The 17638-nt window shown below is 64.5% G+C and carries 15 protein-coding genes; 10 read left to right on the top strand and 5 right to left on the bottom strand.

Translation table 11 applies throughout. The features are described 5' to 3' along the window. Positions 1-282: 282 nt before the first annotated feature. The 6 genes from GCT13_RS33600 to GCT13_RS33575 all read left to right on the top strand — a co-directional run bounded on the left by GCT13_RS33600 (position 283) and on the right by GCT13_RS33575 (position 8088). A complete protein-coding gene (locus tag GCT13_RS33600) occupies positions 283-1416 on the top strand; it encodes an acyl-CoA dehydrogenase family protein (RefSeq protein WP_152765801.1) in 1134 nt (377 codons plus the stop codon). Positions 1417-1573: 157 nt separating this feature from the next. Further along, positions 1574-3280: an AMP-binding protein gene (locus tag GCT13_RS33595; protein WP_152765798.1), complete on the top strand. Its 1707-nt coding sequence runs from the start codon at positions 1574-1576 to the stop codon at positions 3278-3280. A 63-nt stretch (positions 3281-3343) separates the two neighbouring features. Further along, entirely contained in the window at positions 3344-4873 is a 1530-nt protein-coding gene (locus GCT13_RS33590) for a CoA-acylating methylmalonate-semialdehyde dehydrogenase (RefSeq protein ID WP_152765794.1), read from the top strand. 370 nt (positions 4874-5243) lie between these two features. Next, complete coding sequence (gene mmsB / locus GCT13_RS33585; protein ID WP_152765791.1) at positions 5244-6137, top strand: 3-hydroxyisobutyrate dehydrogenase; 894 nt, start codon at positions 5244-5246, stop codon at positions 6135-6137. Then, positions 6137-6943: an enoyl-CoA hydratase gene (locus GCT13_RS33580; protein WP_152765788.1), complete on the top strand. Its 807-nt coding sequence runs from the start codon at positions 6137-6139 to the stop codon at positions 6941-6943. The genes mmsB and GCT13_RS33580 overlap by 1 nt, the downstream gene beginning before the upstream one ends. Beyond that, positions 6940-8088, top strand: coding sequence for an enoyl-CoA hydratase/isomerase family protein (locus GCT13_RS33575; RefSeq protein ID WP_152765785.1), 1149 nt, complete (start codon positions 6940-6942; stop codon positions 8086-8088). Before GCT13_RS33580 ends, GCT13_RS33575 begins: the two co-directional genes overlap by 4 nt. 74 nt (positions 8089-8162) lie before the next feature. On the opposite strand, the gene GCT13_RS48665 is transcribed toward GCT13_RS33575, so the two are convergent. After that, positions 8163-8366: a hypothetical protein gene (locus GCT13_RS48665; RefSeq protein WP_193727826.1), complete on the bottom strand. Its 204-nt coding sequence runs from the start codon at positions 8364-8366 to the stop codon at positions 8163-8165. A 294-nt stretch (positions 8367-8660) separates the two neighbouring features. Here GCT13_RS48665 and GCT13_RS33570 point away from each other — a divergent pair, with 294 nt between their 5' ends. From GCT13_RS33570 to GCT13_RS33560, 3 genes are read left to right on the top strand one after another with little or no spacing between them, the layout of a single operon-like run. Further along, entirely contained in the window at positions 8661-9212 is a 552-nt protein-coding gene (locus GCT13_RS33570; RefSeq protein WP_152765782.1) for a (2Fe-2S)-binding protein, read from the top strand. Between the two features lie 10 nt (positions 9213-9222). Next, the gene (locus tag GCT13_RS33565) at positions 9223-10224 is read left to right on the top strand and encodes an FAD binding domain-containing protein (protein ID WP_152765779.1); all 1002 of its coding nucleotides are present in this window, start codon (positions 9223-9225) and stop codon (positions 10222-10224) included. Between the two features lie 23 nt (positions 10225-10247). Next, positions 10248-12482, top strand: coding sequence for a xanthine dehydrogenase family protein molybdopterin-binding subunit (locus tag GCT13_RS33560; RefSeq protein ID WP_152765777.1), 2235 nt, complete (start codon positions 10248-10250; stop codon positions 12480-12482). A gap of 19 nt (positions 12483-12501) precedes the next feature. On the opposite strand, the gene GCT13_RS33555 is transcribed toward GCT13_RS33560, so the two are convergent. From GCT13_RS33555 to GCT13_RS33545, 3 genes are read right to left on the bottom strand one after another with little or no spacing between them, the layout of a single operon-like run. Further along, positions 12502-13809: an MFS transporter gene (locus GCT13_RS33555; protein ID WP_152765774.1), complete on the bottom strand. Its 1308-nt coding sequence runs from the start codon at positions 13807-13809 to the stop codon at positions 12502-12504. 27 nt (positions 13810-13836) lie between these two features. Next, positions 13837-14655 (bottom strand): siderophore-interacting protein, encoded by an 819-nt coding sequence (locus tag GCT13_RS33550; protein ID WP_152765771.1) that lies wholly within the window; start codon positions 14653-14655, stop codon positions 13837-13839. A 33-nt stretch (positions 14656-14688) separates the two neighbouring features. Next, on the bottom strand, positions 14689-15480 hold the full coding sequence (locus tag GCT13_RS33545) for a PadR family transcriptional regulator (RefSeq protein ID WP_152765768.1): 792 nt from the start codon (positions 15478-15480) through the stop codon (positions 14689-14691). A gap of 1123 nt (positions 15481-16603) precedes the next feature. On the opposite strand from GCT13_RS33545, the gene GCT13_RS33540 reads away from it, so the two are divergent. Further along, complete coding sequence (locus GCT13_RS33540) at positions 16604-17125, top strand: hypothetical protein (protein WP_152765766.1); 522 nt, start codon at positions 16604-16606, stop codon at positions 17123-17125. Between the two features lie 255 nt (positions 17126-17380). Here the strand turns inward: GCT13_RS33540 and GCT13_RS33535 are convergent. Then, positions 17381-17638: integrase core domain-containing protein (locus GCT13_RS33535; protein ID WP_152760603.1), on the bottom strand; the 258-nt coding region annotated here is incomplete at its 5' end.

Genomic DNA, 17638 nt, shown 5'->3' with positions numbered 1-17638 from the left:
GAAGCCGGATCGATGGGTTACGTCGATGCATGCATCTGGTAAATCCGCTCACTTCGATCTCTGGATACGGCCGCGAAAACCGTCATTTTGCCGCATCAGGGCCGCAGCCGATGTCACGATATGGCAAATGCGCTCACGCAGATTGATCGGACGCGGCATCGAATCGCGCTCGCGCCACGCCTACACTGGGTCCCGACAGTCGCGCCGCAAGAGCCACGCAAGAGCCATGAAGCAGGCGCAACAAAGAACACAGAGAAGCACACGGAGACGCAAGGGGCACACATGGACGAGTTCTATACCGACGAACAACGGATGATCCGCGACGCGGCGCGCGACTTTTCGGCCGAGCGCCTTGCGCCCAACGCGGCGCAATGGGACCGCGACGGCCAGTTGCCCGCCGACGTCGTCACGCAGATGGGCGAGCTGGGCTTTCTCGGCATGATCGTGCCGCCCGAATGGGGCGGCTCCTACACCGACTACATCGCCTATGCGCTCGCGCTCGAAGAGATCGCCGCCGGCTGCGCGGCCTGCGCGACGCTGATGAGCGTGCACAACTCGGTCGGCTGCGGCCCGATCCTCAACTTCGGCACCGACGCGCAGAAAGACCGCTATCTCGCCGATCTTGCGACGGGCAAGCGCATCGGCGCGTTCTGCCTGACCGAACCGCACGCGGGCAGCGAAGCGAACAACATCCGCACGCGCGCCGCGCTGCACGACGGACAGTGGGTGCTCAACGGCAGCAAGCAGTTTGTGACGAACGGCTCGCGCGCCGGCATCGCGATCGTGTTCGCCGTCACCGATCCCGATGCGGGCAAGCGCGGCATCTCGGCCTTCATCGTGCCGACGGATACGCCGGGCTTCAACGTCGGCCGCCCGGAGAGCAAGCTCGGCATTCGCGCGTCGGACACATGCCCGATCTCGCTCGACGATTGCGCTGTCTCCGAAGCGAACCTGCTCGGCGCGCCGGGCGAGGGGCTGCGCATTGCGCTGTCGAATCTGGAGGGCGGGCGCATCGGCATCGCGGCGCAGGCGATCGGCATTGCGCGCGCGGCGTTCGATGCAGCCCGCGCGTATGCGAACGAGCGCATCCAGTTCGGCAAGGCGCTAAAGGAGCATCAGACCATCGCCAACATGCTCGCCGACATGGCCACGCGTTTGAACGCCGCGCGCCTGCTCGTGCATCACGCGGCGCGGCTGAGGAGCGCGGGCCGGCCGTGTCTGTCGGAGGCATCGCAGGCGAAGCTGTACGCATCGGAAGTGGCCGAAGAGGTCTGCTCGAAGGCGATCCAGATTCACGGCGGCTACGGCTACCTCGAAGACTACGCCGTCGAGCGGCACTATCGCGATGCCCGCATCACGCAGATCTACGAAGGCACGAGCGAAGTACAAAGAATGGTTATCGCGCGGCACGTTTGAGCGCAGAATAAACCGCCCATAGAGCGCACCCGCGCAGACGACCAGCTTTGCATGGGACGGGAGTAAGTGCTCTGCATGGGGCTGGAGTAAGTGCTAAAGCACTGACTCCGGCCGACAGCTAAAGCGCCAACTCCGGACGACAATGATGGAGACGACGATGACGGCAGCCCAAGGCTTTTTCGACGCGCGCGACTTCTTGTTGCGCCACCGCACGGACTATCAGCTCGCGTACAACGAATTCCGATGGCCGGAACTCGGAGAGTTCAACTGGGCGCTCGATTATTTCGACGTCGTCGCGAGAGGCAACGACAATCCCGCGCTGTGGATCGTCGACGATCCGGCGCAGGAGGGCCTCAAGCTTTCGTATGCGCAGATGTCGGAGCGTTCGTCGCGGATGGCGAATTTCCTGCGCGGCCTGGGCGTCACGCGCGGCGACCGCCTGCTGCTGATGCTGCCGAACCGCGCCGAGCTATGGGACGTGATGCTCGCGTCGATGAAGCTCGGGGCGATCGTGCTGCCCGCCACCACGCAACTGTCGCCTGACGACGTGCGCGATCGCGTGCAGATCGGCGGCGCGAATTTCGTCGTGGTCGATAGCGCGGAGACGGGCAAGTTCGACGGCCTCGACGCGAAGCTCACGCGCATCTCGGTCGGCGCGCCGCGCGAAGGGTGGACGGACATTGCCGCTGCTTACGATGCATCGCCTTCCTTCACGCCCGATGGCGTCACGCGCGCGGCCGACCCGATGCTGCTGTACTTCACGTCGGGCACGACATCGAAGCCGAAACTCGTCGAGCACACGCATCAGAGCTATCCCGTCGGCCATCTGTCGACGATGTACTGGATCGGCCTGCAACCGGGCGACATTCACTGGAACATCAGTTCGCCGGGCTGGGCGAAGCATGCGTGGAGCTGCTTCTTCGCGCCGTGGAATGCGCAGGCGTGCGTGTTCGTCTTCAACTTCGCGCGCTTCGTGCCGAAGGAAACGCTCGACATGCTCGTGCGCTGCAACGTCACGACGCTGTGCGCGCCGCCGACCGTATGGCGGATGCTCGTGCAGGAGCCGCTCGCGTCGTATCCCGTGAAGCTGCGCGAGATCGTCGGCGCGGGCGAGCCGTTGAATCCGGAGATCATCGAGCGCGTGCGGCATGCCTGGAACATCATGATCCGCGACGGCTACGGGCAGACGGAAACCACCTGCCAGATCGGCAATCCGCCGGGGCAGCCCGTGGTGCCGGGGTCGATGGGGCGAGCGTTGCCCGGCTATCGCGTCGAGCTCGTCGATGCCGACGATCATCCCGTGACGGAAGGCGAAATCGCGTTGCCGCTTACGGACCGGCCGCTCGGCCTGATGACGGGCTACGCGAACAACGCAAAGGCCACCGAGCACGCGATGCGCAACGGCTACTACCACACGTCCGACGTCGCGATGCGGCGCGACGATGGTTATCTCGTGTACGTGGGCCGCTCGGATGATGTGTTCAAGTCGTCGGACTACCGGCTGAGTCCGTTCGAACTCGAAAGCGTGCTGATCGAACACGAAGCGATCGCCGAAGCGGCCGTCGTGCCGAGCAACGATCCGCTGCGTCTTTCCGTGCCGAAGGCGTTCGTTACCGTGCGTCAGGGCTACGAGGCGGGGCCCGAACTGGCGCGCGACGTGTTTCGCTTTTCGCGCGAAAAACTCGCGCCGTACAAGCGCATTCGCCGCCTGCAATTCAGCGATCTGCCGAAGACGATCTCCGGCAAGATCCGCCGCGTCGAACTGAGGCGCCGCGAACTGGAGCGCACGGCGGAGCCCGCGCGGCTGCCAGGCGAGTACTGGGAAGAGGACTTCCCCGAGTTGCGTAACGGTAACGGCAACTGAGCGGCAACTGAACGGCAATTGAAGCACGCCACCGATCGATATTCATTTCAGGAGACATTCAGCATGAGCGCAATTCCAACGACTGTCGCAGGCCAGAAAGTCGACACCGTCAAGCTGCTGATCGACGGAGAGTTCGTCGAATCGAACGCGACCGAGTGGCGCGACATCGTGAACCCGGCGACGCAGCAGGTGCTCGCGCGCGTGCCGTTCGCGACGAAGGACGAAGTGGACGCCGCGATCCGTGCCGCACACGCCGCATTCGCGACGTGGAAAAACACGCCGATCGGCGCGCGGATGCGCATCATGTTGAAGTACCAGGCGCTGATTCGCGAGCACATGCCGCGCATCGCGAAGACGCTGACGGCCGAGCAGGGCAAGACGTTGCCCGATGCCGAGGGCGACATCTTCCGCGGCCTCGAAGTGGTCGAGCATGCGTGCTCGATCGGCACGCTGCAGCAGGGCGAGTTCGCGGAGAACGTCGCGGGCAGCGTCGACACGTACACACTGCGCCAGCCGATCGGCGTGTGCGCGGGCATCACGCCGTTCAACTTCCCCGCGATGATTCCGCTGTGGATGTTCCCGATGGCGATCGTCTGCGGCAACACGTTCGTGCTGAAGCCCTCCGAGCAGGACCCGCTGTCGACGATGCAGCTCGTCGAACTCGCGCTCGAAGCGGGTGTGCCGAAGGGCGTGCTCAACGTCGTACATGGTGGCAAGGAAGTCGTCGATGCGCTGTGCACGCATGAGCTCGTGAAGGCGATCTCGTTCGTCGGATCGACGGCCGTGGGCACGCATGTCTATAACCTGGGCAGCCAGCACGGCAAGCGCGTGCAATCGATGATGGGAGCGAAGAACCACGCCGTCGTGCTGCCCGACGCGAACCGCGAGCAGACGTTGAACGCGCTGGCGGGCGCGGGCTTCGGCGCGGCGGGGCAGCGTTGCATGGCGACATCGGTGATCGTGCTGGTGGGTTCTTCGAAGGACTGGCTGCCCGATCTCGTCGAGAAGGCGAAGACGCTGAAGGTGAACGCGGGTCACGAGCCGAAGACAGACGTCGGGCCTGTCGTGTCGCGCACGGCGAAGCAGCGCATTCTCGGATTGATCGAAGCAGGCGTGAAGGAAGGCGCGAAGCTGGTGCTCGACGGCCGCAACGTGAAGGTGGCCGGCTATGAGGACGGCAACTTCATCGGCCCGACGATCTTCGGCGACGTCACGACGGAGATGGAAATCTACAGGACGGAAATCTTCGGCCCGGTGCTGTGCGTGATGACGGTGCCGACGCTCGACGATGCGATTGCGCTGGTCAACCGCAATCCGATGGGCAATGGCGTTGGCCTTTTCACGCAGAGCGGCGCGGCGGCGCGCAAGTTCCAGAGCGAGATCGATATCGGCCAGGTGGGCATCAACATTCCGATTCCCGTGCCCGTGCCGTTCTTCAGCTTCACGGGCTCGCGCGGCTCGAAGCTCGGCGATCTCGGGCCCTATGGCAAGCAGGTCGTGCAGTTCTACACGCAGACGAAGACGGTGACAGCGCGGTGGTTCGATGACGCGACCGTGAGCGACGGTGTGAATACGACGATCAGCCTCAAATAGTTTTGTTGAAGTCTGCGACGCATAGGCGCTTGTTCACTGAGCGATAGGGCGGCGAGATTTTCGACGCCGCATGCCGTGGTGCAAGAGAGTGAAGCTGGTGAGGCACCTACCGGTGCGATGGCAACGAACACGGGTCAAGGACGTTGCCGGGTGAAGGATGGGGACGTTGAGAGCCCGTGGGTAAGTGTCAAGCACTGGCGGTGTTAGCCCGCTTTCTTTGCTTACTTTCTTTGCGGCGGCAAAGAAAGTAAGTGCCGCCCCGCACAGGGGCAACGCCCGCGCCGCGAGGCGCAATCGCGGATGCCCGCGAAAGGCATAGCGAACCACAGCAAAGCAGCCGTCGCAGACAAAAGAGAAGGACACACTTCATATGAAAATCGCCTTCATAGGCCTGGGCAACATGGGCGCGCCGATGGCGCTAAACCTGCTGAAAGCGGGCCACTCATTAAACGTGTTTGATCTGAACGCGCACGCAGTGCAATTACTCACGGACGCAGGCGCGACAGCAACAAAAACACCGAAAGCCGCGTCAACCGACGCCGAACTAGTCATCACGATGCTCCCCGCAGCAGCACACGTCAAAGCCGTGCTGACAGGCGAAGAGGGCATCCTCGCGGGCATCGCGAAGAACGTAACGATCATCGATTCGAGCACGATCGACCCGGCCAGCGTGAAAGCCTTCGCCGAACTGGCGAAAGAAAACGGCAACGCGTTCGTGGACGCACCGGTATCGGGCGGCACAGGCGGCGCAGCAGCGGGCACATTGACCTTCATGGTCGGCGGCAGTGCACAAGTCTACGAGCAGGTAAAACCAGTCCTCATATCGATGGGCAAGAACATCGTCCATTGCGGCGACACGTCGACGGGACAGGTCGCGAAGATCTGCAACAACCTCGTGCTCGGCATCACGATGGCGGGCGTCTCTGAAGCGATGGCGCTGGGCGAGGCGCTCGGCATCGATCCGAAGGTGTTGGGCGGCATCATCAACACGTCGACGGGCCGCTGCTGGAGTTCGGACACGTACAACCCGTTCCCTGGCGTGATCGAAACGGCGCCGTCGACGCGCGGCTACACGGGCGGCTTCGGCACCGATCTGATGCTCAAGGACCTGGGCCTCGCCACCGACGCCGCGAAGCTCGCGCGTCAACCGGTGTATCTGGGCGCGCTCGCGCAGCAGCTCTATCAGACGATGAGCACGAAAGGCGCAGGCAAGCTCGACTTTTCCGCGGTGATCAAGCTGTATCGCAACGATGGGGACGCGTAATGATCGAACTCGACTACGCGCATGAAGGCAGCGTCGTGCTGCTGACGTTGAAGCGCCCGCCCGCCAACGCGTTCACGCCCGAAGGCCTGTTGCAGTTGCAGCGGATCATCGGGCGCCTGAACGGCGAAGCGCAGGTGCGCGCCGTCGTGATCACCGGCGATGGCCCGAAGTTCTTCAGCGCGGGCGCCGATCTCAACACGTTCGCCGACGGCAACAAGGAAGTCGCGCGCATCGCAGCCGCGCGCTTCGGCGCGGCGTTCGAAGCATTGCAGAACGCGCGGCCCGTCGTGATCGCGGCGATCAACGGCTATGCGATGGGCGGCGGGCTCGAATGCGCGCTCGCGTGCGATATCCGCGTCGCCGAACAGCATGCGGTGATGGCGCTGCCGGAGACGGCCGTCGGGCTGCTGCCGTGCGGCTGCGGCACGCAGACGTTGCCGTGGCTCGTCGGCGAAGGCTGGGCGAAGCGCATCGTGCTGACGGGCGAGCGCGTCGATGCGGCGACCGCGTTGCGCATCGGTCTCGTCGAAGAAGTGGTCGAGAAGGGCGCGGCGCGCGAGTTCGCGCTGCAAATGGCTGCGCGCGTCGCGGGCCTGAGTCCGCAGGCCGTCACGTTCAGCAAGGAGCTGATCCAGCAGGCGCGCAACGGCGTGCCGCGCGCAGCAGCGCTTGCCGTCGAGCGCGAGCGCTTCGTCGATCTGTTCGACGGCGCCGATCAGCGCGAAGGCGTCAACGCGTTCCTCGAAAAGCGTGCGCCGCAATGGCAAGCGGCGCAAGCGAAGCGATCCGAGGAGTCGCAGCGATGAGCGCCGTTCTCGAGCAACAACGGGCCGCCGAACCGGACGTGCTGTTTCGCGTCGTCAATCGCGTCGCGATCGTCACGCTGAACCGGCCCGCCGCGCTGAACGCGCTGTCGCACGAGATGGTGCGCGAGCTGGCCGTGCTGATCGAGCGCTGCCGCACCGATCGCGAGATCGTCGCCGTCGTGCTGCGCGGCGCGGGCGCGAAGGGTTTCTGCGCGGGCGGCGACGTGCGCGCGCTGTACGCGATGCGCGAGCGCAATGAAAGCGGCTGGCAGCAGTTCTTCATCGACGAATACCGGCTCGATTACGCGCTGCATCAGTTCCCGAAGCCCGTCGTCGCGCTGCTCGACGGCATCACGATGGGCGGCGGCATGGGGCTCGGCCAGGCGGCGCGGCTGCGCATCGTCACCGAGCGCACGAAGATGGCAATGCCGGAGACGCGTATCGGCTTCCTGCCCGACGTTGGCGCGACGCGCTTTCTGAGCGTGATGCCCGCCGAAGTCGAACTGTATGTCGGGCTGACGGGCGTGACGCTCACGGGCGCGGAAGCGCTGCATGTCGGTCTCGCCGATCTGTGCGTGCCGTCCGAGTGGCTCGATACGTTCGAGGAGCGCCTGTTGCGCATCGCGACGGCCGACGCGAGCGCCGACGAGTTGATGCGCGCGCTGCGCACGGTGTTCGAGCCTCCGTGCAACATCGTGCCGCACGCGGGCCTTGGCGCGTTTGCGCAGTTGATCCTGCGCCACTTCGACCGGCGCTCGGGCATTGAGCGCATCGTCGCGACGCTGCGCCAGGATCTGGAGCGCGAGCATCCGCGCGAGGTGCGTCAATGGCTGCAGTCCACGTATGACGCGATGACGTCGCATTCGCCGACCATGCTGTACGTCACGCGCGACGCGCTGCTGCGCGGCCGTCAGATGACGCTCGCCGAATGCTTCAGGATGGAACTGGGCATCGTCACGCGCGCGATCGAAGAGGGCGATTTCAGCGAGGGCGTGCGCGCGCATCTCGTCGACAAGGACCGCAAGCCACGCTGGGCGCCCGCGACACTCCCCGAAGTGCGGCCCGAGCACGTGCGGCAATTCCTGGCGTCGCCGTGGCGCGTGGATGCGCATCCCCTCGCGGACCTCGGCGCGCAACAGGCGTGAGTCTCGCTGCGTATCCGGTGCCGCGCGTTCAGAAGCGATAGCCGATGCCGCCCAGCAGCACATCGGTATCGCAGCTATAGCGCGTTCACGACGCGGTTCCACGTGACGCGCGCCGCCCAGTGCTTCGTGAACCTGTGCGACGCCGACAGCGACACGAGCCCCGGCAGAATGCCGTCGCCCGACGGCCGTTCGTCGGGATTGGTGACATCCCGAGGCGCGTCGGCGCAGGAAATCGGCTGGTAGGGCGGCTGGCTGAAAGGTAGCGTCGGGGAGCCCACCTATTCATGGGCGATCGACTACACGGAAGGCGATGACCGAGGGCGGCAGCAGCCGTTCGACGCTTGTCAGGCATCGCGCTTGCTCGCTGTTTCAAGTTGACGCCCGCCGCCCGGAGCGCGGCGTTCCGCATTGGCACGCCATCGGCGCGTTTGCGGATCGACGCCTATACTTTGCGCTTGTCCATCGGTGCTTCACGGTTCCGCGATACCGTCGAGGATCGTGACTTGCGCCATCAGGCATTCGACAGCTTCCTTCCGCTCGCTCCGTTCCGGTTGCCACATGGAGATGCCCCGATGCCCCACACTCTCACCCGACCCGAAGTCACCCAGCAGGAAGCCGGCCAGGACGCCGCCGCGCAGCCAGGCCAGCCTGTTTCACCCGTCGCGATTCCCGTCGAACTCAACGTGAACGGCACGCAGTACGCGCTGTCGCTCGATCCGCGCACGACGCTGCTCGACGCGTTGCGCGAGCATCTGCATCTGACGGGCACGAAGAAAGGCTGCGATCACGGCCAGTGCGGCGCGTGCACCGTGCACGTGAACGGCCGCCGCGTGAACGCGTGCCTCTCGCTGGCCGCGACGCACGCCGAGGACACGATTACGACGATCGAAGGCATCGGCGAGCCCGATGCGCTGCATCCGATGCAGGCCGCGTTCGTCGAATGCGACGGCTACCAGTGCGGCTATTGCACGTCAGGCCAGATCATGTCGGCCGTCGCGCTGCTCGACGAAGCCATCGGCCCGGACGACGCCGACGTGCGCGAAGCGATGAGCGGCAACCTGTGCCGCTGCGGCGCGTATCAGAACATCGTGACGGCCATCCAGACCGTGCGCGGCAAGCGCTGAGGAGACCGCGATGGAACTCTTTCAGCTCTCGCGCGCGAACGACGTGCGCGACGCCGTCGCGGCGGGCGCCGCTTCGCAGACGGCGCAGCAGGGCGCGCACGTGCGCTTTCTCGCGGGCGGCACGACGCTGCTCGACCTGATGAAGCTCGATGTCGAGCGGCCCGCCCGCGTGGTCGACATCAGCCGGCTGCCGCTCGATCGCGTCCAGACGACGGACAACGGCGGCATCAAGATCGGCGCGATGGTGCGCAACGCCGATCTCGCAATGCATCCGCTCGTTCACGAGCCTTACGCGGTGCTGTCGCAGGCGCTGCTGGCGGGCGCGTCGGCGCAACTGCGCAATATGGCGACCACGGGCGGCAATCTGCTGCAACGCACGCGCTGCGTCTATTTCCGCGACACCGCGATGCCGTGCAACAAGCGCGTGCCCGGCTCGGGCTGCTCCGCGATCACCGGCTTCAACCGGACGATGGCGATACTCGGCACGAGCGACTCGTGCATCGCCACCAATCCGTCCGATATGAACGTCGCGCTGACGGCGCTCGGCGCGACGATCGAAGTCGAGGGCGCAAAGGGCGCGCGCAGCATGCCCATCGACGACTTCTATCTGCTGCCCGGCGATACGCCTGAGCGCGAGACCGTCCTCGAACCGGGCGATCTGGTCACGCACGTCACGCTGCCGCCCATTCCGGGCAGCCGCTCGCTGTATCTGAAGCTGCGCGACCGCGCGTCGTATGAGTTTGCGCTGGTGTCGGCGGCCGTCGTCGTCAACGTGACGGACGGGCGCATCACGCGCGCGCATGTCGCGCTGGGCGGCGTCGGCACGAAGCCTTGGCATGCGATCCAGGCGGAAGCGGAGCTTGCGGGCGCCGTCCCCGATGCGGCGAGCTTCGCGCGCGCCGCCGATGCCGCGCTCGCCGATGCGAACCCGCAGAGCCAGAACGGCTTCAAGATCGAGCTCGCGCGGCGCTGCCTGATTCATGCGCTCATGCAGGTCACGCAGTCCGTCTGATCCCTTTTCGAGGACTTCCTTCCATGTCCACTGTGTCCGAATCCTTGCTGTCCGTGCTCGGGCAGCCGCAGTCGCGCGTCGAAGGTCCGCTGAAAGTGAGCGGACGCGCGCAGTACACCTCCGACATCGACTTGCCCGACATGCTGTACGCGGTGCCCGTCTGCGCGACGATTGCGAGCGGCCGCGTGACGTCGCTCGAATTCGCCGCCGCGCAGGCGATGCCCGGCGTGCGCATGATCCTGCATCGCGGCAACATCGGCCGCTTTTATCGTATCGCGGGCAATTCGATCGACAACGGCTTCGTCGACGAAGCGCGGCCGCCGTTCGACGACGATGTGGTCCGCTACTACGGTCAATATGTGGCTGCCGTCGTCGCCGATACGTTCGAGGCGGCGAGCGCCGCCGCGGCGGCCGTGAAGGTCGGCTACGAGCAGACGCCGTATGACGTCAGCGACGAACTGAAAGCGAGCGGCGAGTTGCACGCCGAAAGCGAGCGCGGCGATGCGGCCGCCGCATACGAGCGAAGCGAAGTGAAGCTCGATGAAACCTATGTGACGCCCGTCGAAACGCACAACCCGATCGAGCTGCACGCGAGCATCGCGCACTGGGACGGCGAGGGCTATACGTTCTACGAGACCACGCAGGCCGTCACCAATCATCAGGGCACGCTGACGCAAATGCTCGGGCTGCCGAAAGAAAAAGTGCGCGTGATTTCGCGCTATCTCGGCTCGGGCTTCGGCGGCAAGCTGTGGGTGTGGCCGCATACGCTGCTCGCTGCGGCCGCGTCGCGCCACACGGGGCGGCCGGTCAAGCTCGTCGTGAGCCGCAAGATGATGTTCCAGAATGTCGGCCATCGTCCAACGACGCAGCAGCGCCTGCGTCTTTCCTCTGACAGGAGCGGCAAGCTCACGTCGATTCGCCACGACTACCTGAACCACACCGCGATCGCCGACGACTACCAGGAAAGCTGCGGCGAGATCACGCCGTTCCTGTACAGCGTGCCGAATCTGCGCGTGAGCTCGGGCCTTGCGCGGCGCAATGTCGGTTCGCCGACGGCGATGCGCGGGCCGGGCGCGGTGCCCGGACTGTACGCGCTCGAATCGGCGATGAACGAACTGGCGTGCAAGCTCGACATCGATCCCGTCGAGTTTCGTTTGATGAACGAGCCGAAGGTCGACGAATCGACGGGCTTGCCGTTTTCGTCGCGGCATTTCGTCGAATGTCTGAAGACGGGCGCCGAGAAATTCGGCTGGGCGAAGCGCACGCCCGCACCCGGTTCGATGACGCGCGACGGGCTGACGCTCGGCTGGGGCGTCGGCGGATGCGGCTGGCCTGGGCTGCGCTTTTCGGCGGAAGCGACCGTCGATCTGCGCGCGGACGGCACGGCGCGCGTCGTGTGCGGCACGCAGGACATCGGCACGGGCACGTACACGATTCTTGCGCAACTGGTCGCCGGTCATACGGGCATTCCGCTCGACAAGATCGAAGTCGGGCTCGGCGATACGATGCTGCCGCTCGGGCCCGTGTCAGGCGGTTCGGCGGCGACGGCTTCCGTGATTCCCGCTGTGTTGCAGGCGGCTCGCGCGGCGACCGACATGGTGCTGGCGCGCGCCGTCGCAATCGGCGATTCGCCGTTTCACGGCGAAAAGGCTGACGCGCTCGCGTTCAGCGCAGGGCGTGTGCATCGCAAGACGGATACGGCGGAAAAGGGCGTGCCGTTCGCGCAAATCCTGGAAGCGGCAAGAATGCATTCGGCGACGGGCCGAGGCAGCGCGAAAGGCGGCTTCGACGATCCGCTGAAGAAGGACTATTCGATCTATTCGTATGGCGCGCATTTCGCCGAGGTGACGTGGCAGCCGGAAATCGCGCGGCTGCGCGTGAGCCGCGTGGTCACGGTGATCGACGCGGGGCGCATCCTGAATCCGCGCGCCGGGCGCAATCAGATCGAAGGGGCCGTCGTGATGGGCGTCGGCATGGCGCTGTTCGAGCACACGATGTATGACGCGCAAAACGGCGCGCCCATCAACAGCAATCTCGCCGATTACATCGTCGCATCGCATGCGGATGCGCCCGAGATGGACGTGACGTTTCTCGATTACCCCGATCCCGTGTTCAACGAACTCGGCGCGCGCGGGATCGCGGAGATAGGGCTTGCGGGCATCGCGGCTGCCATCACGGATGCCGTGCATCATGCGACGGGTGTCAGAGTGCGCAAGCTGCCCGTGATGATCGAGGACTTGCTGGGCAGCGCGGCGTAACTGTCAGGGGGCGCGGGGCTCACGCCTCGCCAACCACCTCCGCCCTGGCGGCGGGCGCTGCCTCGACGCCCGCTGCATTCTTCTCGTCCCGCGCGCTCTTCACGCGCCCGATCCACGCGCACGCAAACACGGCGCCCCCTGTCGCGAGCCAGCCCGCAGTGCCATAACCGGCGATGTGTCCGTGCGCGTCCGTCGACAGCAGCAAGCCGCCGAACCACGCGCCGCAGCCCGTGCCCATCGCCTGCACGGCACTGTTCGCGCTCAGGAAAGCGCCGCGCGTCTGCGGCGCGGGCACGGTCGTGAGCAGCGCTTGCATCGGCACCATCCGCGACGACATCGCGACCATGAAGAACGGGAAGAACAGCACCATCGCATAGAACGGCACATCGGGCAGATGCGTGACGAACAGCACGGGCAGCACCGACAGCAACGCGGCAATACGGAACACCTGCTTCTTGCCGTAGCGATCCGCAAGCTCCCCGACGCGGCGCGATGTGAAGAACGTCGCCGCGCCGCCCGCCATGTACAGCCACGACAGGTTCGCGGGCGCGACGCCGTGATTCGCGACGAGCGTCGGCGCGATGAACGGGATCACGAGCATGTGCGAGATCATCACGACGAACGTCAGCGCGAATGCGTTGAGGTGACGCGCATTCGCAAAGAGCCGCCACAGATCGGGCAGCACCTGCGCGAGCGGCGCGCGCTGCTGCTGCAGATGCGCGGTCAGCGACGGCACGATGCGCAGACCGCCGAGCCAGATCGCGCACGACAGCGCGACCAGCAGCACGAACGGCGCGGCCCAGCCGAAATGCGCGCCGAGCATCACGCCGGCGGGCACGCCCGCGATCGCCGCGAGCGAGAACGCCGTCATGATCGTGCCCGTCGCGGCGCCGCGACGCGACACGGGAATCACGTCGCCGACGATCGCCATCACGACGGAACCCAGCACGCCGCCTGTGATGCCCGCGAACGCGCGCGCCGCGAGCAGCAGCGGATAGTTCGGCGCGAGCGCGCAGCCCAGGTTCGACAGCGCGAACAGCGCATAGATCGCGAGCAGCAGACGCCGCCGGTCGAAGCGGTCGATGTACGTCGCGGCGAAGAGGCCCGACAGCCCCGAGCACCACGAGTACGCCGACACGGCCGTCGCGAAGCGCGCGGGCGAAATCTGGAACGCGTGCATGATCTGCGGACCGAGCGGCATCATCACCATGAAGTCCATGATGATCGTGAATTGCGTGAGCGCGAGCAGCCACAGGAGGCGCCGCTCGCGTCCTTTGTCGAGTTCGTTCAGGCCGTTCAGTTCGTTCGGTTCGTTCAGTGGGCGCATCCGGCGGCTCCGGGTAAAAGCATTGCGTCAGTCATCGAGGTTTTCATGGACGGCCTGCTCGCCTTCTTTCCAGTACGCCGACGCGCGAATCCGCGACTTGTCGATGCCGCGCTCGTTGACGAGGTGATAGCGGACCGCGCGCATCGTCGCTGCTTCGCCGGCGGCCCACACGTAGCCGTCGCCATCGGGCAGGAACGTTTCGCGTACGGCTTGCAGCAGCGCGCTGCCCCGATATGCGGCTTCGCTGCGAAAGCGCCATTCGATATACAGATCGGCCGCCGTGTCGAATTCGATGCGCGCCGACGGATCGGCCACTTCGATCACGGCCGCGACGCGCGAGCGTTGCGGCAATTCCGCGAGCCGCCGGCCGATCGCGGGCAGCGCCGTATCGTCGCCGATCAGCAGATGCCAGTCGAAGCCCGTCGGCACGACGAACGAGCCACGCGGCCCGCCGACGCCCAGACATTGCCCGGCCTTCGCCCGCGTCGCCCATTCGGTCGCGGGACCGGCTTCGTGCAGCGCGAATTCGAGTTCGAGCTCGCGCGCGTCGCGGTCGAAACGCTTCGGCGTGAAGTCACGCGCGACGGGGCGCGGCTGGCCGGCCGGAAACACAGGACCGTCGGGGCCTGCTTCCGGCATCGCCGGCTGCGCTTCGCCGGGAGCGGGGAAGAACACTTTCACGTGATCGTCGAACGAGGCCGACGCGAAGTCGTGCAGATCGTCGCCCGTCAGCGTGACGCGGATCAGATGCGGCGTGACGGTCTCGACGCGCTTCACTTGCAGCAGACGAAATTTCAGTGGATGACGCACGCGCGTCACCGTCAGATCGGATCGGGTTGCTTGCATAGGTTGTTCTCTCCAGGTGGTCGGCCGAATCGTTCAGGCCGGGGCGCCGTTACCGGTGTCGGGCGCCGTGCGGCCGTTCTCGCGCGGCTTGCTTTCGATTTCGGCCGTGGCGCGCGCGAGAATCGCCGCGATGCGCCGCTGTTCTTCCGGCGATGCGTTGTCGCGCAACAGCAGCGCGTTTTTCAGCGCGCGGCGCGCGGCGGTGAGCTCGGGCAGCCAGCCGCCCGGCGCATCGTCGCCTGCTTCGCCCGGTTCGCCCGCGAACGCGCGGCGCACCGAGTCCATCTTGCGGGCGATGTGCGCGAGCTTCGCGAGCATCAGATCGGCGCGCTCGCGGTTCGCGGCGAGGTATTCGCGGCCTGCGTCGGCGAGCGAGTAGCGTTTGCGGTTGCCTTCGAGTTGCACGGTCACATAGCCGAGTTCTTCCAGATACGTGAGCGCGGGGTAGACCATGCCGGGGCTCGGCGCATAAAAGCCGTTCGAGCGCGCTTCGAGCGCCTTGATCAGCTCGTAGCCGTGGCGCGGCCGTTCGTCGATCAGCGCGAGCAGCAGCAGTTGCAGGTCGTCGGACGTGAACTTGCGGCCGCGCGGAAAGCCGTCGCCATCACCGCCAAACCCGCCGCCCCCGCTGAACGGACCGCCGCCGAAGCCGCCGCCGAACGAACCGCCGCCAAACGGCCCGCCATGACGTCCGCCGCCGCGATGGCGGCCGATCGCATGCCAGAACGCGTGAAAGCGCTCGTAAATGTGGAAGAACGAGGGATCGCGGCTGAATGCGCCGTCGCGCGAGAACTCGCGTGAAAAGCGCGAATGGTGATGACGCATGGTTCATCTCCGAGTGTCGTAAGATGTATCTTAAGATATATATCGAAAGATAATCCGTCAAGCTCGATTTTGCTGTTATCGGCGCACAATAAAGTCTGCGGGAAGCGGGGAAGGGCGGTTCAGATGCAACAAAGTCTGCGGGAACGCCAATTTTCATTGTGCAACGCAAGATATCTCACACTGACAGATGGGCTTCCGGTTCCCATCGGCGGATGTCGCCTTGCCGTCGACACCAAGTGCCGATCCTCCGCTTTCTCCTGCCGTGTCATGCCGCGCCAATGCGCAGTCACCAAATAAGCGCGTAGTCTTTATGAAAGGTGGCTTACTCACTTCGACTTGTGGGAAAGCGACCTGTTAGGGGAGGCGAAGGCCGCTGCGCGCGGCATTTCCAGTCAAGACGCCTGCGGGACCGACCGAGGAAGACGTTATTGCGTAAATTGGTTGGCGAGATGCCGCGGCAACAACAGTCAAGTTGTCGGCCATCGCGGACCTTGGGTCGGGCGGCTTCTGCGTCCGCAAATTAGCCAATTGCTGACAGTCTAGGCGTTCGAGCAGTCGACGAGTAGTTCCCTCTATCAGTGACATTGCACTCGTGACACTCTCGCCTGCCACACGGTCGAGGATCCAAGGGTAGCTCCCAGAGGGGGGGCCAGCGTAGCTTTCCTGCTTGACCGTTGTCGACCATCGTCGATCACCTGCGCCGCCGGATCGACCTTGGGTCAATCGTTGGCCGCGCCCACCAAAACTGAAACTGCGTAGCCGCGGCAAATTACGGGCGGACGATGGCTAAAGTGGAAACTCGGCTATTTTATTGCCGCATAAGTTGCCGTCGCCCCCACTGCGAGGCTTCACCACAGTTCAAGAAGTAGCCACACTTGCCGTAAAGCCGATTTGCGGTTGGCAGCACTCCGGGGACTTTGCCAACTCAACAAGTGCCAGCTATCCGAAACCCGCTGACATCGGGGACCATGCGTATCAGATCGGTCGACACAACTTACGAGCGCCTGAAGCGCGAGGGTTGGATTGGGATTGAGCGGACACATCGAACGGCTTAACGGCACCTGATCCTTGCCGCTTGACGTAGGCGGCGACATTCAGGCACTAATGACACGGAAAACGAATTGTGAACTGGAATACGATCTTTTTGGCAGCACTGATTGCATGCGGATCATTGTTGTGCGGATGTGCCACACAACCACCGAACAGCGAACTCGGCACTAGCGCCAGTGGCAGCTTCACGGTAGTCGCATCTTCAGGTGATCATTGGAAACTGGACCATCTAGACGTTGGAATAGATGGCGCCACAGGATCCCTCTCTCTTTGGATTAAAGACTCGGGAAATTCCCGTATTCCGTTAAAGCTGGTCAGGTGCACCTTGCTCGCGGATGGGACGGTCGACGCGCTATCTTGGAAGTCCAGTTTCCTCGATGGTCAAGAGGCAGACGTGATTCGATGCGACGCAGTTGGATCAGGATTTGCAAAACATTTTGCGGCGGCACGTGCACGTTCGGGGGCGTTGGCTTATCAGCCGCCAATCTTGGCTAGGCTATTGCCCAACACACATAATATCAACTCGGAGCAAGGCCGGCTCTTCTTCCTTTGGGATGGTAGCGGTACTGCGGCGTATGCGGTTAGCAAACAGTGACCGCACGCCTTCAGGACCTGTCGGATGGACCGATGGTAGCGTGTTGGCCAAAGCAGTCGTTGAGCGCTAGTCCGCCTCGACCACAAAGCAGTCATTGCGGCTGGTCTGAACAACAGCCGCTCCAAGGCCCACTATGATCTGTCAAAGTTATAGTCGAAGTGACTCAGATGCGGCGTAAGTAGCCGAGTTTCTTGACTTTCAGACAGGAATCGATGTGACCTTGCCCCTGTTTCACGAATCCCATAGCCGAGGGATTTATGCGGCCGCACCTTGCTGAGCGGCGAACCAGTTCTTCTCGAACGTCATGGGGCTGACGTAATTGAGCGTCGAGTGTAGCCGATGCGCGTTATAAAAGTTGAGCCAATCAACCACTTCGTCCATTGCCGCACGTTTGGTCGAGAAGTGTCGACCGTGCAGGCGTGCAACTTTCAGCGAACCCCACAGACTTTCGGTCGGCGCGTTATCCCAGCAATCACCACGTCGACTCATGGATGAGCGCATGCCGTATGCTTT

The sequence above is a fragment of the Paraburkholderia franconis genome, from assembly GCF_009362735.1.
Lineage (GTDB): Bacteria > Pseudomonadota > Gammaproteobacteria > Burkholderiales > Burkholderiaceae > Paraburkholderia > Paraburkholderia franconis.
Note: the sequence above shows the minus strand (reverse complement) of the source record. Positions and strands in the feature narration are given on the sequence as shown.